The organism is Kitasatospora sp. NPDC098652 (assembly GCF_044760155.1).
Lineage (GTDB): Bacteria > Actinomycetota > Actinomycetes > Streptomycetales > Streptomycetaceae > Kitasatospora.
Genome location: NZ_JBIWAQ010000002.1, coordinates 740,102 through 761,427, shown reverse-complemented (window position 1 = coordinate 761,427; position 21,326 = coordinate 740,102). Strand labels below are relative to the sequence as shown.

Genomic DNA, 21,326 nt, shown 5'->3' with positions numbered 1-21,326 from the left:
GTTTCTCCTGATCAGGTGCGAGAGGAGGCGGTGGGGGTGCCGCGCAGCTCGGAGGGGGTGGCGATGCGGCGCACGCGCCCGGCGGTGGAGGTGTGGCGCTGGCAGATCGCCATGTCCGGTGCCCCTTCCGGCAGCCGAAGCGCGCACGCCTCGCGGGTGGGGCGGCGTCCGTCGGCACGTGGGGCGCGGTGGTAGGCGCCGTGGAGTGCTTCGCAGGTCTGCCAGACGCGGATGCGGGCGGCGTGGAGGTGGTCGGCCTCGGCCGGGGCGCTGGGCCGGGTGGTGCCGGTGTGCGTGTCGAGCAGCGCGAACAGCGCGACGCAGTGGGCGTGCAGGGCGTCCAACTCGGCGCGGGAGACGGGCTCCTGCTCGGGCAGGGCGGTGTGGTGGTGGACGTCGAGGCCGGCGGTGGCGAACCGCAGCAGGCGGTGCTCACCGGTGGTGGGCGGGTGGTGCACGGCGGGGCCTCCCGTCAGGTGCGCGCGAGCGGCAGAGCGGCCTGGGTGAATCCCTCGGCCTGCTGCCAGCGCAGGAGCCGCGGGTCCAGGCCGGTGCCGGCGGCGGCGGTCTCGATGGAGGCGCAGGCCCGGCGCAGCTCGTCGGGGGTGTCGGCGGAGACGACAACCAGGCCGGTCAGGTCGACATCGGCGTGGCCGGCGATCAGCTCGCGTTCGTGCTGCTTGGCGTCCGCGTACTCCATCGAGTCGGCCTCGGAGTCGACCTGGCCCTTGCGCACGCGCTCGGCGGCGTCCGCGATGATGCTGGCCTTCGTGCGCTGTACCGCCTTGAGCGCGGCCTCCAGGGCCTGGGGGCCGTAGGTCAGGGAGAGCGTGCGGCGCGCACCACCTGCGAAAATGAGCGGGTGGAGGAAGCCGTGGGCGACCTCGGAGCGGGGCCACTGCTCGATCCAGTAGACCGCGTGGCAGGCCGTGTCGGTGGTCAGCCGAGCGGGTTCCTCGACGACCACGACCGGACCGGCGGCGGCCGGGGCGGCAGTGGGCTGGCCGGTCTCGGACCACTGCTCGAGGTGGGCGAGAGCCTTGGGGTCGTACGCGCTGCGGATCACGGCGGCGAACTCCCCGGTGGTCAGCCAACCGCCGGGGTTCAGACCGGCGTTGCGCAGCGACTGCTCGAAGCCGGGGACCAGCTGGGCGAGCACGGCGAAGGCGCCGACCAGGCCGCCGCCAGCCTCCCCGATCAGGCGGCGGGCCGCCTTGAGGTCCAGGCTCACCGCGATGTAACACTCGTGAGGTGCTGCGGTCGGGCCGGAGGCGGCGAGCAGTTCCTCGTAGACGGGGCCGGCGACCTTCGCGTCGGGCCGGCCGTGTTCGGCCCAGTAGCGCTGCAGGGCATCACCGCTGTCGGGGACGGTGCGCTCGATGACCTGCACGGTGGTGATGTAGCCGGTGCGGGCGAGCGAGGCCAGGCACCGGCCCCACGCGGAGACGTTGGCCGCCTGGGTCGGAGGGTCGAGCAGAGCGAACGCCCGGCTGGAGACGCGGATGGCGGCGGTGAGGGTGTTCTTCTGCGGGTCGTGGACTGCACCGAGCGTGCCGCCCGGGGCGGTGACGGCGCGAAGGCTCGCCGCGGTGCCGGGCAGGTGGAGGAGGCCGTCGCGGCGGGGCCGGGTGGCGGGACGGGCGAGCCAGACGAGCTGGCCCTTGGCGCGACGCAGGTAGTAGCGGATGACGATAGGTGACCAATCGGCGATGGAGCGGCTGTGGACGCGGACGATGACGAGGGCGGCGGCCAGAGCCCAGAGGGGGGTGGCCAGGGCGGCGCCGGCCAGTCCGGTGGCGACCATCGTCGCCAGGAGCAGGGCGCCGGCCGTGCCAACGACGGTGAGCTGGGCGACACTGAGCCCGAGCAGCACGCCGCGGCGGGACCGGCTGGGGAACCGGACGGTCGGGAGTTCGGAGGCCGACAGGGGCGACTCTTTCGGTGAGGGCGGGAGGCCGGCCGGGGCTCGGGCGAGGGGTGGCCCCGGCCGGCGGCGGTCAGGAGGTGGGCGGGGCGGAGGAGCCGACGGCGGCTCCCGGCGCGGAGGCAGGCCCTGCTGCGGCAGAGGGAAACGTTTCTGCTGCCCCGCCTGAGGAGGGAGAGCCGGTGGAACGGCCGGCGCCCATGACTACCTGCGGCGCACCGGATCCGCCCGCGGCGGTGGCGGCAGTAACTGCACTGCTCGCCTTCGTGGTTGATCCCTCGTCGGGTGCTCCGGGCTGCTGGCCGGAGGTCGAGGCCCGGGAGATCAGGGGCTGTCCCTGGTCGCCGCCGTTGCTGCTGCGGCTGCCGCGCCGAGTGATCAGGGCCTGGTCGATCGCGTCGCCGCCGCCTCCGGAGGAGGTGCCGGGGAACCGGAACGTGCTCGGCGTCGACGGGGCCGAGTCGGAGCCGGAGCCGGAGTCGGAGGTGTTGCCGCCGACCGGGCTGTCCTGGCCGGGAACCTGGGCCGGGCCCTGCGGGGCGCCTCCGCCCATCGCCGCGCCGCCGCCCATCGCCGCGCCACCTGCGCCGCCGGTTGCCGCGGTGGCGGCCATCCGGCCGCCCTTCTTCGCAGCGGCGGCGCCGGCCTGAAGGCCGGCTGCGGTCGAGCGGTGCAGGTCATGGCCCTGTCCGCCGTCGCCGGCCCAGTGCACGAACTTGTAGATCGCCATGGGCGACAGCAGTACCAGCATCATGACGACGAGGCCGGCGATGATGTCCGACAGCGCCTGCACGCCGTCCTTGGTGTTGCTCTCGCCAAGGGCGGAGACGCCGACCAGCATGATCACCGTCATGATCATCTTGCTGAAGACCACCGTCGCGGTGGCCTCGATCCACTTGCGCCGCCAGTCGCGCGTCGGTTCCCAGGAGCCGCCGGCCGCCGCGAACGGCGCGAGCACGACGAGCACGAGAATGGTCACCTTGCGCAGGACCATCGCGCCCCAGTAGAGGATCGCTCCGGCAGCGCAGCCGAGTGCGACCAGCGCGGGGATCGCCCAGCCGAGCGGTGACGTGATGCTGATCATCGACACCCGGACGATCCGCCTGACGGCGTCGTCCATGTTCGTGTTGGCGATCTGGAACAGCCCGCGGGAGAGAGCGTCCACGATGGCAACGGCGACGCCGGTGAAGGTGATCGCGGTCATCGCGAACAGTGTCGCCGAGACGGTGCCGGTGACGGCCTGGCCGAGCGCCTGGCCGTCGCGGCGCCAGGCCGCCCTGATCAGCTGGAAGATGAAGGTCATCACCAGCATGGTCAAAGCAATCGGCAAGATCGTGGCGTAGTTGGTGCGGAACCACTCGGCCGACAGGTCGATGCTGGTGGTCTTGTCGACGGCGCGCGAGGCGAGGTCGACCGCGGACTTGGCGAGGTCGCCGGCGCTCTTCGCGATCCACTTGCCGATGGAGTCGGTGACCGAGTCGCTGACGCCGCCGACGATGACATCGCAGAGCAGGCCGGAGCCGGGAAGATCACAAAAGCCGATGGGCGATCAGCTCCTCTGGTTGGGACCGATGGGTGAGGTCAGGGATAGACGGTGGGGGCGATGGAGGCCAGCGCACAGTCGCGGCTCGGCCGGCACTGCACGGCCAGGGTGAGGGAGCGGTCCTCGGCGCCGGCACCGCCGTCGCGCCAGCTGACGGTCTGCTTGCCGGTGACGGTGACCGCGTAGATGTAGGCGATGGTCAGCTGCGTCGGATCCTTGCCGATGGCCTGCTGCCACGCGGCGGGAAGGTGCGCCTCGGCCGCCTCGCCGACGGCGAACTGGCCGTTGTCGCGCATCCGGTCCCACAGGGTCGGGTCCGGGACCTGAGCGGCGAGAGCGTCCGGGTCGGCGTACTGGCTCTCACTGGTCAGCCACCCGCGCAGGCCGGCGAGCTGCTGGGGCTGCGTGGCGGTGCGGGTGTCGTAGCTCCACAGGGCCGCGGCGAACGCCTTCGCGAACGCGATCGGGTCGCTGGTGTGCGGCGGTGCGGCGACGACGGGGGCCGTGCCAATCGTCGGCCCGGAGGTCGGGGTGGTGCTGACGCGCGGCGACGGCGGAGAATACGGTGCCGAAACAGCTGGAGCAGAAGGAGACTTGGCGGCGCTCGGGGTGCGGTGGCCGCCGCCCGCCAGCCGAGCGATGAGCCCGACCAGCAGAGCGACGACCACGAGCACGCCCAGGCCGATCAACAGCCGGCGCAGCAGCGCGGACTGCCCGGTGAACGGCGAGGACTTGAGCATCAGTGGACGTTCGTCCCGACTGCGCTGAAGAAGCTGACGATGCCGTTGGCGGCGCCCAGCAGGAGGGCCGCGCCGGCCGCGACGAGCGCGCCCTGCTTGCCCTTCTGCTCGCTGCCGTGCGAACCCGTGTGGTGGCCCCAGGCCCACACGATGCCGGACACGCACAGGGCGCCGACCACCGCGATGATCGCGAAGAGGTTGATCGAGCCGACCGTGGACTTGAGGACGTCCAGGCCGGGAAGGCCACCCTGGCTGGGAGTGATTCCGGGGTCAAAGGCCAGCTGGACCTTGGTGGCGGAATCGGCGAGGTAGGTGAGCAAACACACTCCACGGCTAGAGGGGTGAGGGAGGGGCGCGGCACAGCCGCGCGAGGGGGGTAGAGTGCGCGAAGTGCGCTGAGATTGAAGGAAGTTGCCGTCAGGTGGCGACGCGGCGGGCGGCGACGATGCCCGCTTTCCAGGAGTCGAGCGTGGAGATCTTGACCACGTCGCCCGTCTTCGGCGCGTGCACCACGAGGCCCTGGCCGATGAACATGCCCACGTGTTCAGGGCCTTGCGGCCCGGGCTCGATGAACAGCAGGTCGCCGGGGCGCAAGGCGTCCACCGACACGGCGGTGCCCTCGCTGACCTGGGTGTAGGTCGTGCGCGTCAGCGTCACGCCGCCGGCCTTGTACGACTGCTGCATCAGCGAGCTGCAGTCGCACCTGGCCATGGGGTCGGGGCCGTGCGCCGCCGTGCAGCTGCCGCCCCACTGGTACGGAGTCCCCAGCTGGCCGAGCGCGAACTTGATCGCGTTCTGCACGGCGGGCGGGGCGTCGGTGGGGATCTGGTAGCCGGCGGGCAGGACGCCGGGCGGGATCGTCCCCCAGTCCGTCCCCGTACCCGCACCCGTTCCGCAACCACCCGAAGTGGGCGACGGTGCGGGGGTCGCGGTCGGAGACGGGGAGCCGCCTGGACTCGAACCCCCTGGCAGCGCCTGGGAGATGGCCTGCTGAAGAGCGGTCGCCAGGTTCTCCCATTTCGCGTACGCGTCCGGATAGCCAGACTTCTGGACCGCCTGCGCGGCCATGGTCAGCGGCAGCTGCTGCCAGCCGGCCACGCCCAGAAGGGCCTTGTAGAAGCTGGTGGAGGCGTACACGGGGTCCTGGATCTGCGCGGGCGTGCCCCAGCCCTGCGACGGGCGCTGCTGGAAGAGGCCGAGCGAATCGCGGTCCCCGGAGCTCAGGTTGCTGAGTCCGGACTCCTGCAGCGCCGTTGCCAGCGCGATGGTCTGGCCGCGAGCGGGGACCTGCATGGCGATGCCGGTGGCCACGATCGTCCTGGCGTTGGGGATCTGGACACTCGGGGAGTCCAGGCCGCTAACCGAAGCGAGCGGTCCTGCAAGCCCGTTCAGAATCTGCTTGACCTGAGCGGCCACGGCGGCCGTGTCCACAGGCTGTGGACCGGGCCCGGATGTGCACGTGGTGTTGTTGGCCTTGGTGGCTTCGTCGTTGGCCGCCACGGCTAGCGCGGGGAACGCCACGGCGAACGGCGTGAGCAGGAGCCCGGCCGCGCCGAGGCCGACCACCTTCTTCAGGCTCATCGCGTCTCCAGGGCGCCACCTCCCGCCGGAGTGGCGGCGGAGGCGTCCGGAGGCCGGGAGCTGGGAATCGGCGTCCGTACGGTGAGGGAGCGGATGATGAGGTCTCCTGTCGGGTCATGCGACCGAGCGCGGGGTGAGGGGCCCGCCCTTTCGGCGGACGGGCGGGCCGGCGAGAGCGGCAGCAAGCCGCGCTCGTAATCTCGAAAAGGGCATGGCTGTCCCCTGGGGCGGATAGATGGAATTCGCTTGAGATCGCCGAAGCTACCGAATCGAAGGCTCGCGACCTAAAAAGCGACGAACGCTCGGAACGGGGATTTCCCGGCGACCGACCCGCAGGACGTTAGCCCCTCTTCGGCTCGCGACCTAAAAAGAACGATGGCCGCTGGGTCGAACGAGGGAAGTGTCCCGATCGGGTGCCCCACGGTAGGCGAGGTTCGGCTCGCAACCTAAAACGAAGATCAGCGGGCCGACGGGCTTTCCTCGGGGCATAGGAGACGATAGGCAAGGTGCGGCTCGCAACCTAAAACGATCTTCGCCGGCGGCCGGGTCGGGCCTTTTTAGGTCGCGAGCCGCACGTGAGCTAGGTTCCTCCTCGCAGCCGGATCCCACGGTCCAAGCGTCGGCTTCACCCGCCCGACTGCGGCCGAAGAGCCCAGGTCGGATGCCATGCTCTGGCTGCCTTCCCCCCTTCCCCGACCAGGAGGACAGCCCGCCCCTTGCCCTACGAAATCCACCGGGGCGACGCCCTCACCCGGCTCCCCGCGATCCCCTCGAACTCCGTCGACTGCGTCATCACCGACCCGCCCTACAATTCGGGTGGGCGTACCACGCAGGAAAGGACCGGGCGGACGGCCCGCGCGAAGTACACCTCCGCGGACGCCGCCCACACCCTCGCTGATTTCCCCGGCGAGAACAAGGACCAGAGGAGTTACACGTACTGGCTGAGCCAGCTCCTCGCCGAGTCTTATCGGGCCACCAAGAACGGCGGCGTCGCGCTCGTTTTCACGGATTGGCGCCAGTTGGGCGCCACGAGCGACGCGCTGCAGGCCGGCGGCTGGATCTGGCGCGGCGCACTCGCCTGGTACAAGCCAGCCGCTCGACCGCAAAAGGGCCGTTTCACACAGAATTGTGAATTCGTTCTATGGGGCAGCAAGGGCCCGATCGACGGCGACGCCCATCCCGTCTACCTGCCCGGCCTGTACACCGCCTCGCAGCCCCGCAGTGGCCGCGTCCACATCACCCAGAAGCCGGTCTCGGTGATGAGGGAGCTCGTCAAGATCTGCCGCCCGGACGGCACCGTCCTCGACTTCTGCGCGGGCTCCGGCTCGACGGGCGTCGCGGCCCTGCTGGAGGGCCGCAACTTCATTGGCGTCGAGGTGACTTCCCACTACGCCGAGATCGCCGAACGCCGCCTCGCCGAAGCCGAGCAGCAGTTCGTCTCGGGCGCGCTCGACCCCGAGGCAGCGGACTCGGATCCGGACGAAGCCTGACGGCCCGGGCCGGACCGCCGCCCCGCGGCCGGTCCGGCCCACGCGCAGGAGGAGCAACCCCGAGTGCCCCTTCTGCCGAGACCGAACCTGAAGGCCGCACGGCAAGCCAGAACCGCCGAGGCTCCGGGAAAGGCTGCCGTGCGGCCCCCGGAGCAGGCGCCCGGCCGGTCGCGACGGCACAACAGCTTGCCGCCAAGGACGCCTTCGCCAGCCCACTGCCCCGGACGGCCGCACTGAGTCGTCCCCCGAAGCGAGAACGCCATCGACACCTACCCCTTGGACGACTTCGACCCGTTCGCCCTGGACGGCCTCGACCCGGCCACTCCGGAGGCGGCACACGCCGTCTACATGCTCGACTTCCTGCTCGACACCCCGGCCCTGCGGCTGCAGCACACCCCGGCGAGCGGCTCCCCGAGGCACAGCTACTACCTGTTCCAGGACGAGGTCTGCATCGGCCCCGACCTGCCCGCCCCGCAGTTCGTCGCCGCCCACGTCCAGCGCGACCCGATCACCGCCACCTACACCACCGACTACGAGAGTCTGCCGATGATCGCGCTCGCGGAGCGCTGGCTCATCGAACGCGGCGCAGACCCGGATGCCGTCACCTACACGGGGGGCCTGTACGCCCGCCCCGCCGGCCCGGCCACCCGACAGGTCGAGGAACGACTGCGCACGCCAGGACGCTACGAGGTCCTCGCCCACTTCACCTACGGCTGGGAACCCTCTCCTTCGTGGGCGCTCGCACTGGACCGGCACGCCCCCGATCCGGACCTGCCCTACCGCGTCTTCCACCAGCACGTCGATGAGGCCATCACCCTCGACATCCAAGCGTTCTGGGCCCGCGGCTTCGACGCCACCGACATCGCGCCCGGCCCCGCCTGGTACTCCCTGACCGAGCATGCCTTCGCCACCCTGCAGGAAGTCCAGGAATGGACCCGCACCATCGACGCGGCCTGGGTCGGCGGCGATCCCGGCTTCGGCTACGAGGAATCGTTCACCTTCCGCCCTATCCCCACCCACGCCGTCTTCGCGCCCAGCGCCGGCTCGCGCGCGCAGGCGGCAGCGACCCGTACACGGTCAGGCACCACCGCGGACCGCGCTGCCCTCGAGCAGACGTCAGCACCGGCACCGCCGGGGCCTCACCGGGACACCGCTCCCCGACGCTGAACCAGATCCCGCGGACCACCGGGCCACTGCACTCGGCTCCCGCCCCGCCCTACCCACCGCACGAGGCCCATGCACGACGACACCCAGATCGACGTTGCCCCCCGCTACCTGGCCGGCGCCGGAGGCGAACCCGGCGATGCCCTCAACCTGCTCATCAAGAAGCGGAACTGGCCTCACCACACCGACCCCGAGAACGCCAGCCTGTTCATCTCCAGCCCCTGCCACCGCCTGCGCGTCGCCTTCATCGGCGACTACCTGGACCCGTGGCAACTCGTCGCCAGCAGCAAACCGATGGGTGCCCCGGACTGGATGGCGCGGTTCGACGGCCGCACACCGGTCGAGATCGTCGGCGCCTTCCTGGAAACCATCGCCGGAGACCTTGAGGAATACCCGGAGCAGGTGTTCAACCGCCGCAGCTACCTCGTCAAGGACGCCACACGGCTGGTCGAACAGGCTGGATGGAAACGCGAGTTCACGGCCAACGTGATCCCTCTCACCGCTCCGGACGGCCTCGCCGGACTTGAGGTCCAGCGCGTACCGACGGGCCTGGCCAAGGACTTCGACCCCTACGACGAGACCGTCATGCTCTGGGCCGGCCCCAAGGGCACCCCCGCGTACTGGGAAGCCCACTTCACCAACGGCACCCCGCTCCACGTGATCGCCGCGGCAACCCGGCCCATGATCACACCCGCGCCGGTCCAGCGACACCACAAGGACCTCGCACCGGAAGTCCTGCGCCACCTCACCGGGGCCCGAGACGAGCACCGGGCCAGTTCGCGCGCCCACGCTGCGCGTACGGCCTCCCCGGCCGCCCAAGCGGCCGGCACCGTCGCCGTCGCACCGGCCGCGGCGACGACCCACGAGCCAGCCGTCTCCCGGCCCGTCCGGTGACCCGCTCCGAACCCGCCAGCCGTACGAGCCTCCCCGCACGACGGCCGGATGGACGACAACCGCTCGGCCAGACCCAACGACGCACCGCCACCCAGGAGACGACATCGTCGATCACGCCGCCATACTGACGACCCTGGCGCCGCTGCCGGACGGCATCACCACCGGCCGTCAACAGCTCGCGCCCCGCGCGGACGTCCTCATCACCGCTGCGCTGGAGCCAGGCGGCATCCGCAGCGACACCTACCGCGGCATTCGCGTCCAGGTGGTGCTGCGCGCCAGCGGAGCGCAACTCGGCTCCAACCTCTTCGACTTCGACGAACACGCGACAGTGCCCCGGCCGGGATTCGTGCACACCGTGCACGCTCTGGCCGACCTCGACCACGATGGCGAGCTGAACCCCGAACCGCTCAGGCACGCCATCGCCCGGTACATCGACGTGTTCACCGACTCCCCACCGGCACCAGCCACCGCCGAGAGCCGAACGGAATCGCGCGTACGCGGTGTTCAGCGCGGCGCTGCCCAGCCTCCGGCGGCGCCCACCGGCCCGTCGACCACCCCCGCCCACCTGCGGGCAGCCGCAGCGCGCGGCCGGTAGAGGCTGCCGACGGCCGCAGAGCACCCCGTCACGTACCCACCTGGAGCACCGATCACCACCAACACGGAACCACCCGAGGGCGCGCTGTCCTGGCCGACGGACCGGAGCCGCCGTTGACCACCAACCCCTACTGGGTCAAGAAGGCCAACGACCAGCCGCGGTTGCAGCTGAGCATCACCCCGGCCCTGTACGCCGGCCCCGTCGTGGACAGCGAGCGGGCGATCCGCCCGCTCGTCGACGCCGGCGCCGTACGCCTCGACGACGGCCGCGGCAACCAGTTCATCGTTTCCCACGACGGTCGGATCCGGCTCGGCTTCGAGCCCAGGGGCGGGACCGAAGCGATGTGGAAGATCGCTGTGCACGAGGCTCCGTTCGAGTCGCCCCAGTGGACCGTATGCCTCACCGACCACACGCCCATCGAGATCGTCGAGGCCATCACCACCGACCTCGCCTCCAAGCTGCGCTCCGGCGCCCGGTTGCACGGGTCGGCCGCCGACAGCGAGTGGCGGAGCCTCTTCCAGCCCCCGGAGTGGATCACCACCTGGGACGCCTGGGCACAGCAGGAGACGGTGGTCTCGGTGCACGCTCCGCAGGACCGGATCGTCGTCGACCCCGGCGGCGGGGCGGGCGACTGGGAGGAAGCCGGCCAGGACGCGTTCTGGACCGTCACCATCGGCGACGAGCACGAGGGCTGGTGCGCGGCAGCCAGCACCTCCACCCCGGACCGGATCCTGCACGCCATCGCCGGTGCGATGCTCGGTCCAGCCACCCGTGACGTCCGTGAACTGAGCGACCTGACGATCGGTGCCGCGGTCATCGGTGCCGCAGAGCTGACCGAACTGCCCTCCAGTCCAACCCCGCTGGACGTCCAGCGAGCCCGGGCAGCCCGCACCCGCAGCCCGCAGCCCATCTCACCCGGCGGTGGGAGCGCACCACCGGCTGCTCCACGGGCAACACCACCTAGCCCGAACCGCGACGGTCACCGCCGCTGACAGCCTGAGGAGCACCATCGACCCCGACAACACGACCGTCCGAGTCCTTCCCCGACGTCTTGCAGGCCCTGGCGCGTCGAAGACCGTCTGGACGAACCTGACCAAGCGGGGCTGGCGCCCGGTGGACTGGCACCCGTCCGGCGCCGGACTGGCCAGCCCGTCGTACGACATCCTCCTGGTCGCGGCCGAGCACGACGGCGACACCGCTTGGCAGATCAGCCATCATCCGCTCGTGACCGCACCACCAACGTGGACGGCCACGTTCACCAGCGGCACACCGGCAGAAATCGTCACGGACACCCTCGTCCACCTCACCACCCGGCTCCAGCGCGACCGGCTCGCCGCCGTCGCCGGCCCCACCGACCTGCGCAGCATCTTCGACGCGGTCGAACGCGCCGGATGGGACACCGTCCTCCTCGGCGACCAGGTCCACGCCGAGAGCCCCGATCCGGCCGTCGAGAGCATCGACCTGTGGCACCGCGTCGATGGCTCCTGGTACTCCACCCCGGACACCGAGCCCGGCGCGACGACCATCGTCGCCGGCCGAGTAGCCGGCCCGCTGGAGGCCTGCGGTTGGCAGGCGGACTTCTCCCGGCACACCCCCGCACACCTGATCACCGCAACACTCATGGCCGCCACCGCGCCGAAGCCGGCAACGCGGAGGGTCCACCAAATCCCGCGGCCGTACCGCGACGTCGTGTTCACCGTCCCCTCCGCCGGGGACGACAAGAGCACCCCGGCGCGCGCCGACATCGACACCGCCGACCCCACCCTCGCCGTCGAGCCGCTGCGGGACTGGCGCCTCACCGAGGACGAACTCGGCAACATGAGCCTGCACAGCCCCTGCGGCCGTGTCAGCGTTGCCCACACACCCGAGCACCGACCCGACCAGCGCTGGACCAGCCCCTGGACCATCACCGCGACCGGCGACGGTCCCCCATGGAGCAGCAGTAAAGAGGACCGCATCTCCTGGACCGCCCGCTTCACCACGCACACCCCGACGCCGGTCGTCGCCGCCGTCACCGCCGCGCTCGCCGACGCCCTCCAGCGGCTCGACGTCGAAGAAGTCTGGGTCGACTTCGAAACCTCGCCCGAGCCGAGCTTCACCCCGCACCGCCGCTACCGGCCCGATCCGGTCCCCGGAAGCCGAGACCCCGCCCTCGCCCACGCCCAACTCCGCCTGTCGGGCTGGCACAAGAGCGACCTCCCCCACCGGGACCGGTCGAGCACCAGCCCCGCCGGCGTGAAGCTGTGGTCGGTCCTGCGGGGCGAGCCCAGCTCCCTGGACATCGTGCCGCTGGCTGAAGCCTGGACGCTCGACGGAGGTGACCCGCCCGCCCTGTGGAGCGCGACCTTCAGCCCCGACACCCCGACCTTCCTGATCACCGCAGCAGCCCGGGAAGCCGACCGTCTTGCCCAGCCGACACGGACCGGCACCGCACCCCAGCACCACCTGGCCGCCCGCCGCGCAGCCGCCCGATCCGCACCGGCCACCCCGCTGCCCTCCACGCAGCCAGCCACCGCACCAGCGGCACCGCCCCCACCCGGACCACGGCGGACCCGCTGACCAGCTGGGTCACCAGATCCACCGCTTCCCGGAGCCGACCATCCCCAGCACCAACAGCCACCCTCGCACCCAGAACCAGCCCGCCCCGGCCGACACGAAGCCGGCGAACGGAACCCCCCGTCCAAACGGAGCCGACCTGCACGACACCAGCGCCGACCTGCACACCATCGAGCGGATCGCCCGGGCCGCCGCCTACCCGCAGACCCAACAGATCATGATCCGCGGCCTCCTCGACCGCCCCAGCGGGTACAGCGCCCTCAACATCGCCGTCGCCCGAGACGACCTCCGCGAAGCTGCCCTCGCCGCCGTCCGCACGCTGATCGAGCGCGAGATCGACGCCGGCCGACCCTGGACCGGCGAAGCAGCCCGGTGGCTCAGCCGCGCCCACGCCAACTGGCAGACCAGCGCCACCCTGGCCAACCACCTCATGTGGTACGGCCGAAGCCGGCGCAACAGCGCGCTGCTGCACATCACCGGCATCGACCATCTCACCCAACCCGGCACCGACCGCACCCACGCCCAGGCCCTCCGCCACCTCCACCTCGCCGGCCTGCGCTTCGACTTCCGGTGCCGCAGCATCCAGCAGCTGGTCAACCAGGCATCGGGAAGCGAGCGAGCGCACTGGGATCCGTACACCCGCGCCCTTGCCGCCTTCGCCCTCCTCGGAAGCTCCGCGCGCGGTGCTCTCGACGCCATGGACCGCAGCCTCGCCGAAGCCGGTGACAACCCCCAGGTCTGCCACGCCCTGCTCCACGGCCTCTGGCTCGGTGACGGGCTACCCGACCAGGCCGAGCGGATCCTGGAGCTGGCCGCGTGGCCCACCTTCAACGACGGCGACCCGATCATGCTCTTCCGTACCGCCACTGCCTGGCGGATGCTCGGGCGCCGAGCCGAAGCTCTCACGGCGATCGACAGCGCCCTCGAAGCCCTCGGCCCGAACCAGCCCGAGGTGCACGCCGACTTCGTCCGTGAACGCGCCCTGATCACCGCGCTGGCCCGAGAGTCGCAGCACGACCAAGAACACTGACCCCGCTCGACTCGGGCCTGCGCCCGGAGTCCCTACCTCTTGATGCAAAGGACCACCATCGAACAGCCGAACCCCCAGGACCGCCAGCCCACCGCACCAGACCCGCGCGTTGTCGGAGGCGAGGAAGTCCGGACCTACCAGCGCGACCTGAGTCGCTGGGCTGCCCGCCGGGCCCACATCCAGCAGGCCCTCAATCCGCCCCCCGCCGGGCAGGCGAGCGAGCCGCCCGTCACCGCACCACCCTCATCATCCCGCCTGCGCCGGCGCTGACCATCGCCCTGGTACGCCCGGCACGCCACTGAACACCAGGGCCAGCCCCGCGGCCCCAGCCCTCCGGGGAGCGGGCCGAACAACGGCGATGGGCCGTACCCGGCAAAGGGGTACGGCCCATCGCCATTGACGGACTACGCCGCAGCGGCGTAGCTCGTCCGAAGCAGTGCCATTGACCGGTCGAGATCCTCCATCGAGCCGATCCGGACCTCCAGTTCGCCCGTGCCGAGGTGCCCGATTCTCCGGACGTCCCTGGTCCAGCCCGGGACCAGCTGGACCGTCGTCGGGTCGACGCGCAGGAAGACGACCAGAGCCTGGGCCTGCGCCAGCACCCGGACGCAGGCGAAGTTCCGCCGGCGGCGGTAGGCGACGTAGTGCTGCAGCTCCACCGAGTGCCCCTCGCCCAGGTCGAGCAGACGGGCGTCCAACTCGTCGTACAGCTCCCGTACCTCACCGCCCACCTGCGACAGCACGTCGCTGACCGTCCGGCGCACGGACGAAGCCAGCCGTGTCCGCTCCGACCGGCCAACCGCCAGGGAACCGCAGCCGCCGGCGATCGACACCGCCAGCTCCAGCGTCACCAGGTCGTCCCCATAGCGCCGGTAGACCACCATGTCGATCCGATGGTGGGACATGCCCGCAGCCACCAGGTCGTAGCGGGTGTACTCCGCCGCGATGCAGACCACCCGCGGGCGGCTCCAGTCCACCCGCTCGGCGGCTTCCGCTCCCAGCCGCCGCTCGACTGTGACCGCTTCCGATAGACGGCACTCCATCGGCTTTCTGAGCTGCTGTTTTGCCAGTTCTGCACGGTACGCAACGCGGAGTTAGCCGAGTCTACTTGGCACTCTCGTGCAAGATGCGGGGGGGATAGGGGCCAGATCCCGCGCATTTTGTTGGGAACCTGCCACTACTTCGGGATCTTTGCCCAGGTTTCTCCTTGATCGGGAGGCCGGGCGAAGGGCGGAGCAGCCGGAATTAGCCGCTGCGTCCGCCCGGCCAGATCGGCCGCTCGAAGCGGAACGCCACACTCTGCACGCACCATGACGGAAACCCCTGCTGCTGCGCGGGGGCGCGTTCAGTGGCCGGGACCTGCGCCAGATCCCGCCCGGCCTGAGCTGACGCCCGCGGTCACACTGCGGCGGCAGCCGCGATGTCCAGGCCGCGCGCGGTGACCAGGTGGGCGGTGCCGTCGGCGAGCCGGTAGGACAGGCCGACCACAGCCGCGGCGCCCGTCCCGACCGCGCGGGCGAGGGTGTGCGAGCGCTCCAGTAGCAGGTCGACGGTGTGCCGGACGTTCTCGGCGATGAAGTCGGCGTCCTCGGTTCGCCCGGCCGCGCGGGCGGCCAGCACACTGGGGGTGACTCGTTCGACGATGTCGCGCACGTACCCGCGCACCGCGGTGCCGTCGGAGACCGCCGCCCTGGCGGCGGCGACCGCGCCGCACGAGTCGTGCCCGAGGACGACCACCAGCGGGCAGCCCAGCACGGCCACTCCGTACTCGATGCTGCCCAGTACCTCCGGCCCGGCGACATGTCCGGCGGTGCGGACCACGAAGAGGTCGCCCAGGCCGCGGTCGAAGATTATCTCCGCGGCCAGGCGGGAGTCGGAGCAGCCGAACATCACTGCGAACGGGGTCTGCGCGGGTGCGGTCTCGGCGCGGCGCGCGGCGTCCTGGTTCGGGTGCTCGGGTCGGCCCTCGACGAACCGCTGGTTGCCGGCCAGTAGCATCTCGAAGGCGTCCTGGGGCGTGAAGACCGTGGAATCGCTCATGCCCGCAGCCTACGGCCCGCCCGCGCGGTCGGTCCGGTCGGCCTGGCCGACCGGATGAGTACCCCGGAGCACACCCGCCCAGGCCCCGGCCACGGGCAGCCGTGGCCGGATTCCCGTCCTGGCGGGTCCAGCAGGCGGTGATATACCGTCAGTGATCGCCGCGCGTGGGGGCGTGGTGACGTGGAAGGCCCGGGCCCCGGCTTCGTGGGGACGCTTCGGTGCCCGGGCCTGAACGCCGCTCGAGCCCACCGCACGGGGGTACTAAATAGCGACCGGCCCGCCGAGCCGTGCGCCGGGCCGGTGCCGTTGAGGGCCCAGGCTGGCGGCGGTGTGGGGCTCAGGCGTCCGTGCATCCGGTCGTGGTGCCGGGTGTCCCGGCGGTGGCCGTAGGCGGGCCTGGCGCGAAGACCGCGAGCAGGTCGGCGACGGTTGCTCCCGCGTCTGCGGGGTGCCGCAGAGGGTGCGCGGTCTCGACCTGGTAGCGGTTGCCGCGGCGGTGGCCGGTGACGTATCCGGCCTCTTCCAGGTCGGCGATGATCCGCTGGACCGCCGGTTCGGTGAGCAGCTCACGGGCGGCGGTCCAGGACGTGGGAGGCCGCCCGGTTGGCAGGTGCTTGCGCCTGGAGGCGACCGGGGCGTGCCGGGCTCAGGTACGCCAGCTGCCCGGGGAGCGGTACCTGTGCTTCCAGTCGGCCCGGCGGCGCGAGCGCTCGTCGCGGACAACAGCAGGTGGCGCGGGAGTGGTCCTGACCAGTGACAGGGCAATCACTGCGGCGAGCTGCTCGCCACTGGGACCGCCTGCTACCACGCACAGCAGCGGCACGCCGGTGGAAGACCTGTCGGCGGTCATGCGAACTCCTTCGGCACTGCCGGATCCTGCTGCGGGGCCCGCGTCGCCGGGTGCGGGGGCGACACTGAACCCGTGGTGTCGACGCTACTGGCGCCGCGACGGCCCGGCGACCGGACGGCTCCGCGCGCGGCCGGGCCGGGGTGGAGGGTGGCAGCGGCGTTACATGTCGGGCCGGCCCCAGGTCGGGCAGGTCACCTGGTGGCGGTGCAGCAGCATCACCGTGCCCCCGGCGGCGACGCGGCGCTCGGTGACCATCTGGCAGCAGTCCTTGCGGGGCGTGAGGTGCTGCGCGTGCTCCTCGCGCCGCGGGGCCGGCACTGGCTCGGCGGGCATAGGCGGGAGGGGTCGTGGAGGGCCGTCGAGCTGGGCCAGGGAGATGCCCAGCATCCGGGCGCGGGTTCGGCGACGGCTGCGGGAGGACGGAGGGGCCATCGGCCAAGGATGGCGCCTTGGAGTCGAAGCGTGTGCGCCGACACGGCGAAGACGGAAACCCGGGTGGCCGTTGAGGGCGCGCGTGCGGCTACCCGCTGGCCGGGCCGCTGGCTCCGGTGGGGAGGCGGTGGCGGTTGGCGGCGGCCACGCGTTCGAGGCGGCGGTGCGCCGCGGCCCATTCGGCTTCGTCGAGGTCGTCCGGGGGCGTGGAACGGGAGGCGGAGCAGCGGGGCGAGTTCACCCATCACGTGCCGGAACTCGCTGTCGTGACGACCAGGACCCGGCGGCGTCCGTCGCCGGGGTGGGGACGCGGGTCAGGTGGCCTTCGGTGACAAGCCGGTTGACCGCCTCGGTTCCGATGGCGCTGGTGCATGCGAGGCGGCGTGACAGCTCGACGGGGCCGATCGGGGAGTCGGCGCCCTTCGCCATGATCACGTGTTCGACGGCCTCGACGTGGGAGCGCGGCGTCTTCAGGCGCTCGGCCAGTGCCGCGCGCGACAGCTGGGTGAGGGTCAGCACTTGGCGCAGCGTCCGACAGCTCGTCGCCCTCCGGCACGTCCAGCGGGGAATCATCTCCGCTAAAAGAAAGCCGAGTTGAGGCAGTCAAATGATCCTCAAGGCGGCCCGTGTGCGGTCAGGGGCTCACCGCTGGCCGGAGAGGTTGGTCAGGGTGGTCTTGGCTTCGGGTGCGTGCAGGGGGTGGAAGTGTTCGTTGATCGCCAACGCGCCGCTGAGGTCGGCCTGTTCGGCGGTGGTGTTGCCGAGGGCGGCCAGGATCATGGCGCGGTGGTAGTGGAAGAGGGCGTTTCGGGCGCCGGTGGCCAGGGCCTGGTCTGCTTCGGCGAGGGCGTCGTGATCGCGCCCGTCCTTGTGGAGGGCCCAGGCGAGGGCGTCGTGGGTGTCGAGGAAGGGGCGGCTCTTCATGCCGGCCTCGGCGATGGTCACGGCCTGGTCGGGACTGCCGTGGTCGGCTTCGAAGAGGGCGGCGTCGGAGTCGAGGGTGACGCCGTTGTCGGTGAAGAGCCTCTGCTCAGCCCGGAACAGCTGGTACTGCTGCTCTGCGTCGTGGGTGCGTCCCAGTGACTGGTAGAGGTCTCCGAGTTGGAGGACGTATTCGGGTTGCGGGACGCGCTGGGTGGCGGTGGTGAGGTCGGCCAGCGCGCTGGTGGTGTCGCCGAGGGCTGCCTCGGCTCGTGCTTTGGCCTGGAGGAGGGCGGTGTAGCCGGGGTCCGCGGCCAGACCGGTTCTGGTCTCCGCGAGCGCGGTGGCCGCATCGCCGTTGTTAAAGGCGAGTTCGGCCAGGTAGTAGTGGGTGAATGCCTGGTCGGCGGGGCCGGTGGCGTCCTGGAGGGCGCGGCTCATGTCCTGGCGGGCGGTGTCGGTGTCGCCGCGCAGTTCGGCGACGTAGGAGGCGCGGGAGAGTGAGGGGGTGCCGGGGTGCAGGTCGACCATGCGCTGGACGGCTTGGGCGGCTTCGTCGTAGCGGCCGAGTTGGGTGAGTGCGTCGGCCAGTGTTCCGTAGAGGGCGGAGTTGTAGGGGTTGGCGGCCACCGCGCGTTGGGCCCAGCCGAGGGCTCGGGCGAAGTTGTGGCGGGCGTTGTCCAGGGCGGCCATCGCGCCCATGGCGGTGAAGTCGTCGGGCTGCTTCTGGTCGAGGGCGCGTCGGATCACTTCCTCGGCCTTGGGGTAGTAGGTCGGGTCGGCGGTGTTCTTGGCCTGCTGGACGTAGTCGAGGCCGAGGGTGGCCAGGGCTTGCGGGTCCTGGGGCTGGCGGCGCAGCTGGTCCTGGAGGTGGGTGATGTCGGCGGTCAGCGGGTCGCCGGCGGGTGCCGCGTCGCCCGCCGGCTGGGAAGTTCGGTCGCCGGGGGTTGCCGTCCAGGGGGAGAGTCCGAGGCCGCCGGCGAGGAACAGGGCGATGCCGAGGGCTGTGGTCACGGCCGCCGAGCGGGCGGTTGGTCGGGCGAGGTGGCGGCGGCGCGTGGGCATGGGTCAGTTCCCGCTTCGGTCGGTCGAGGGTGATGCTGTGGCTGTGGGGTGTGCGCTGGGCGCGGGGGTGAGGGTGGCGTAGACGACGAGGTTGTCGCGGTATTCGTGCTGCTGACGGTCGTAGGTTCCGCCGCAGGTGATCAGGCGCAGTTGTGGTGGGCCGCCGGTGGCGTAGACCTCGTTGTCGGGGATGGCGTCCTTGTCGTACTGGCGCAGTGCCTGGACGGTGAAGTCGACGTGGGTGTGGTCGGCGCGGTCGATGCCGATGGTGTCGCCGGGGTGCAGCGTGGACAGGCCGTAGAAGGCGGCGGGTCCGGTCTGGGAGTCGAGGTGGCCGACGATGACGGCGGCTCCCGCATCGCCGGGGCGGGGCCCGTCCTTCCACCAGCCGATCTGGCCGGGGTCCTGTGGCGCGGCGAGGTGGCCGTCCGGCTGGACCTGCAGGTCGGTCAGGTCGCTGTCCAGGCCGATGCCGGGTATCCGTATGCGCAGCGGCGCCGCGGCAGCGGCCGGGGTTGCGGGCGAGGGGTCGTCGGTGGGGCGCGAAGTGGGCAGGGCGCCGACGTCGGCGCGCGCGGCAGGCCGTGCGGACGTCACCGGCGCGGAAGGCCCGACGCCGAGCAGAGCGCTCGCTCCGGCTCCCACCAGGGCCATCCCCGCGGACACTGCCACCAGCGCCGCACCCCGCCCGCGCCGAACGGCGCGCCGCGGCCGTCCGCCCTCCTGGAAGGAGAGCGGACGGCCGCGCTCGTGGGAGCTGGTCATGCCTGGTTGGCGCGCCGGCGGCGCAGGGCCAGGAATCCGGCACCGGCCAGGGCGGCGCCGCCACCCAGCGCGGCCACGGCCACCACTGGGGCTCGGTGGCCGCCCAAGGCCATACCGCCGAAGCCGGCGCCGATGCCGCCGCCGGGGTGGAGGTCGTCGGCCTGGTTGACGGCGGCGGTGTTGGGCAGCGCGACGTAGGGGAAGGTGGCGCCGGGCTGGCGGTAGGGGGTGTGGACACCGTCCCCGTTGGCCAGGGCGGGCACGATCTTGCCGGTCTGTGCGGCGCCTTCCAGTGCCTGCAGCTCGATGTTGACGACGTCGTCGGTCAGCCGGCGGCCGTTGGGGAAGCCTTGGAGGTCACCGCCGAGCACGCCGGAGGTGTTCGGCTTCGCGGTCGGCGGCACGGCCATGTTCAGGCGCAGCTCCTCGGCCGGGGTGAACTTGTCCTTGCTCACGTCGGCGTTGAGGAGTTGGGAGTTGAGGTCGGCCTGGATCGGGCCGCCGGAGTTCTTGGAGATCCCGGTGAGGAAGATCTCCACCAGGTCGTTGCGTGGGGTCGCCGGGGCGGGGATGCCGTAGATGCTCTGGATGAGCTTGGGGACGATCGGGTCCTTGACCTTGTCGACGACCGGGGTGACGGTGTGGTCGTCCGCCGGCGCGAGTGCGTTGAACGCGTCCTTGTACTTCAGCGGGACGACGACCTCGTTGACCAGCGGGTTGCCCAGTCGCGAGACCTGGTGCCAACCGCCTTCGCCGCCCTTGTCCTTCGCCCCGGTGCCCTCGCCGCCCTTGCCTTCGCCGCCCTTGTCGGCGCTGTTGGTGCGGGAGTCGGCGACGACGGCGCCCTTGCGGTCGGTGGTGGACCAGATGCCGATCACCGGGTTGCGGGTCGCGTCGCCCTTGAGGGCGAGGTCCTTCTTCGGGACTTGCAGGGCGATGGTGTTGACGTTGTAGCCGGCCAGGGTGTTGTGTCCGGTCTCGGAGAGGTTGCCGCCGTACAGCAGGTCGAAGACCCGCAGGTCCAGGAAGAATGGGTCGGATGCCTGGCCGGCGAAGGTGGTGCCCCCACCGGGCAGTGCGACCACGGCCTGCTGGCGCAGCGAGGCGTAGTCGGGCATGGATGCCTTGCCGACGTTGGACGGTGCGGCCGGGGCGTCCTTGACCAGGGTCTTGGTGTTCCCGCTCGCGTCGGTGACGGTGAGCGTGTAGGTCTGGCGGAAGTTCAGGTTCGGGTCGTCCAGGGACTTGACGACGCCGGTGTTGTAGAGGAACTGGTTGGCGTCGTCGCGGATGTGGTCGCTGAACGTCCAGGTGTAGGTGGTGTCGGGTTTGCCGGTGCCCTGGCTGTCGATCTTGATGTTGTAGTGGGCGTCGTTCGCGAACGGGTAGAAGTTCGGGCCGCCGTTGGGCTCCTCGAAGGGGATCCAGTTCGCCACCAGCGTGACGGTGTCCGGCTTGTCGGGGCTGGTGAAGGCGTAGACATCGGTGTTGTCGGCCTTCGGGTCGCCAGCGATCAGGGGCGCCTCGCGGTGGCTGGAGGCGGAGCTGACGCCGGGGGTCAGACCTGTCAGGGTCCCTGCGGTGACCAGGGCCACCGTCCCTATGGCGGCCAGGAGGCGCTCGGCCGGGCGGGTGGAGTTCGTACGGCGGGTAGGGCGAGGGTGGGACATGGGCCATCCGTTTCCGGTGCAGCCGCCCGCGCCCGGGACAGGGGCACGGCGGTCAGGGGCGGTCGA

Annotated in this window: 21 protein-coding genes; 7 read left to right on the top strand and 14 right to left on the bottom strand. The window is 71.5% G+C overall.

Translation table 11 applies throughout. From position 1 onward, the window contains the following. Positions 1 to 11 precede the first annotated feature (11 nt). The 6 genes from ACIQWA_RS07295 to ACIQWA_RS07270 form a co-directional block, all read right to left on the bottom strand. A complete protein-coding gene (locus ACIQWA_RS07295; RefSeq protein ID WP_402479288.1) occupies positions 12 to 458 on the bottom strand; it encodes a DUF6238 family protein in 447 nt (148 codons plus the stop codon). Positions 459 to 472: 14 nt separating this feature from the next. Continuing rightward, positions 473 to 1,873 (bottom strand): SCO6880 family protein, encoded by a 1,401-nt coding sequence (locus tag ACIQWA_RS07290; RefSeq protein ID WP_402479285.1) that lies wholly within the window; start codon positions 1,871 to 1,873, stop codon positions 473 to 475. Positions 1,874 to 1,997: 124 nt separating this feature from the next. Further along, positions 1,998 to 3,422 carry a conjugal transfer protein TrbL family protein gene (locus ACIQWA_RS07285; RefSeq protein ID WP_402479710.1) on the bottom strand — a complete coding sequence of 475 codons (1,425 nt, stop codon included), beginning with the start codon at positions 3,420 to 3,422 and terminating at the stop codon, positions 1,998 to 2,000. Between the two features lie 83 nt (positions 3,423 to 3,505). Next, positions 3,506 to 4,207, bottom strand: a complete 702-nt coding sequence (locus ACIQWA_RS07280) for a hypothetical protein (RefSeq protein ID WP_402479282.1) — start codon at positions 4,205 to 4,207, stop codon at positions 3,506 to 3,508. Beyond that, positions 4,207 to 4,527: a DUF6112 family protein gene (locus tag ACIQWA_RS07275; RefSeq protein WP_360493254.1), complete on the bottom strand. Its 321-nt coding sequence runs from the start codon at positions 4,525 to 4,527 to the stop codon at positions 4,207 to 4,209. The genes ACIQWA_RS07280 and ACIQWA_RS07275 overlap by 1 nt, the downstream gene beginning before the upstream one ends. Positions 4,528 to 4,624: 97 nt before the next feature. Next, complete coding sequence (locus ACIQWA_RS07270) at positions 4,625 to 5,788, bottom strand: C40 family peptidase (protein ID WP_402479279.1); 1,164 nt, start codon at positions 5,786 to 5,788, stop codon at positions 4,625 to 4,627. A 716-nt stretch (positions 5,789 to 6,504) separates the two neighbouring features. Here ACIQWA_RS07270 and ACIQWA_RS07265 point away from each other — a divergent pair. From ACIQWA_RS07265 to ACIQWA_RS07235, 7 genes are all read left to right on the top strand, one after another. Beyond that, positions 6,505 to 7,278: a DNA-methyltransferase gene (locus ACIQWA_RS07265; protein ID WP_402479276.1), complete on the top strand. Its 774-nt coding sequence runs from the start codon at positions 6,505 to 6,507 to the stop codon at positions 7,276 to 7,278. A 276-nt stretch (positions 7,279 to 7,554) separates the two neighbouring features. Beyond that, positions 7,555 to 8,445, top strand: a complete 891-nt coding sequence (locus ACIQWA_RS07260) for a hypothetical protein (protein ID WP_402479273.1) — start codon at positions 7,555 to 7,557, stop codon at positions 8,443 to 8,445. Between the two features lie 69 nt (positions 8,446 to 8,514). Beyond that, positions 8,515 to 9,336: a DUF317 domain-containing protein gene (locus ACIQWA_RS07255; protein ID WP_402479270.1), complete on the top strand. Its 822-nt coding sequence runs from the start codon at positions 8,515 to 8,517 to the stop codon at positions 9,334 to 9,336. Positions 9,337 to 9,601: 265 nt separating this feature from the next. Next, positions 9,602 to 9,931, top strand: a complete 330-nt coding sequence (locus ACIQWA_RS07250) for a hypothetical protein (RefSeq protein ID WP_402479268.1) — start codon at positions 9,602 to 9,604, stop codon at positions 9,929 to 9,931. A gap of 113 nt (positions 9,932 to 10,044) precedes the next feature. After that, positions 10,045 to 10,923, top strand: a complete 879-nt coding sequence (locus ACIQWA_RS07245; protein WP_402479266.1) for a DUF317 domain-containing protein — start codon at positions 10,045 to 10,047, stop codon at positions 10,921 to 10,923. 121 nt (positions 10,924 to 11,044) lie between these two features. Further along, a complete protein-coding gene (locus ACIQWA_RS07240; protein ID WP_402479262.1) occupies positions 11,045 to 12,490 on the top strand; it encodes a DUF317 domain-containing protein in 1,446 nt (481 codons plus the stop codon). A 214-nt stretch (positions 12,491 to 12,704) separates the two neighbouring features. Continuing rightward, on the top strand, positions 12,705 to 13,517 hold the full coding sequence (locus ACIQWA_RS07235) for a hypothetical protein (protein ID WP_402479259.1): 813 nt from the start codon (positions 12,705 to 12,707) through the stop codon (positions 13,515 to 13,517). Positions 13,518 to 13,921: 404 nt separating this feature from the next. On the opposite strand, the gene ACIQWA_RS07230 is transcribed toward ACIQWA_RS07235, so the two are convergent. From ACIQWA_RS07230 to ACIQWA_RS07195, 8 genes are all read right to left on the bottom strand, one after another. Next, positions 13,922 to 14,494 (bottom strand): DUF5655 domain-containing protein, encoded by a 573-nt coding sequence (locus tag ACIQWA_RS07230; RefSeq protein ID WP_402479256.1) that lies wholly within the window; start codon positions 14,492 to 14,494, stop codon positions 13,922 to 13,924. A gap of 421 nt (positions 14,495 to 14,915) precedes the next feature. Continuing rightward, positions 14,916 to 15,557, bottom strand: a complete 642-nt coding sequence (locus tag ACIQWA_RS07225; protein WP_402479253.1) for a carbonic anhydrase — start codon at positions 15,555 to 15,557, stop codon at positions 14,916 to 14,918. A 646-nt stretch (positions 15,558 to 16,203) separates the two neighbouring features. Further along, on the bottom strand, positions 16,204 to 16,407 hold the full coding sequence (locus ACIQWA_RS07220) for an acyl-CoA carboxylase epsilon subunit (RefSeq protein WP_402479250.1): 204 nt from the start codon (positions 16,405 to 16,407) through the stop codon (positions 16,204 to 16,206). A gap of 159 nt (positions 16,408 to 16,566) precedes the next feature. Further along, positions 16,567 to 16,740 carry a hypothetical protein gene (locus ACIQWA_RS07215; protein WP_402479248.1) on the bottom strand — a complete coding sequence of 58 codons (174 nt, stop codon included), beginning with the start codon at positions 16,738 to 16,740 and terminating at the stop codon, positions 16,567 to 16,569. 336 nt (positions 16,741 to 17,076) lie between these two features. Continuing rightward, complete coding sequence (locus ACIQWA_RS07210) at positions 17,077 to 17,358, bottom strand: hypothetical protein (protein WP_402479245.1); 282 nt, start codon at positions 17,356 to 17,358, stop codon at positions 17,077 to 17,079. A 123-nt stretch (positions 17,359 to 17,481) separates the two neighbouring features. Continuing rightward, positions 17,482 to 18,825: a tetratricopeptide repeat protein gene (locus ACIQWA_RS07205; RefSeq protein WP_402479242.1), complete on the bottom strand. Its 1,344-nt coding sequence runs from the start codon at positions 18,823 to 18,825 to the stop codon at positions 17,482 to 17,484. A 3-nt stretch (positions 18,826 to 18,828) separates the two neighbouring features. Then, positions 18,829 to 19,590: a class F sortase gene (locus tag ACIQWA_RS07200; RefSeq protein WP_402479239.1), complete on the bottom strand. Its 762-nt coding sequence runs from the start codon at positions 19,588 to 19,590 to the stop codon at positions 18,829 to 18,831. Continuing rightward, positions 19,587 to 21,260, bottom strand: coding sequence for a DUF4331 domain-containing protein (locus ACIQWA_RS07195; RefSeq protein ID WP_402479237.1), 1,674 nt, complete (start codon positions 21,258 to 21,260; stop codon positions 19,587 to 19,589). The genes ACIQWA_RS07200 and ACIQWA_RS07195 overlap by 4 nt, the downstream gene beginning before the upstream one ends. Positions 21,261 to 21,326 lie beyond the last annotated feature (66 nt).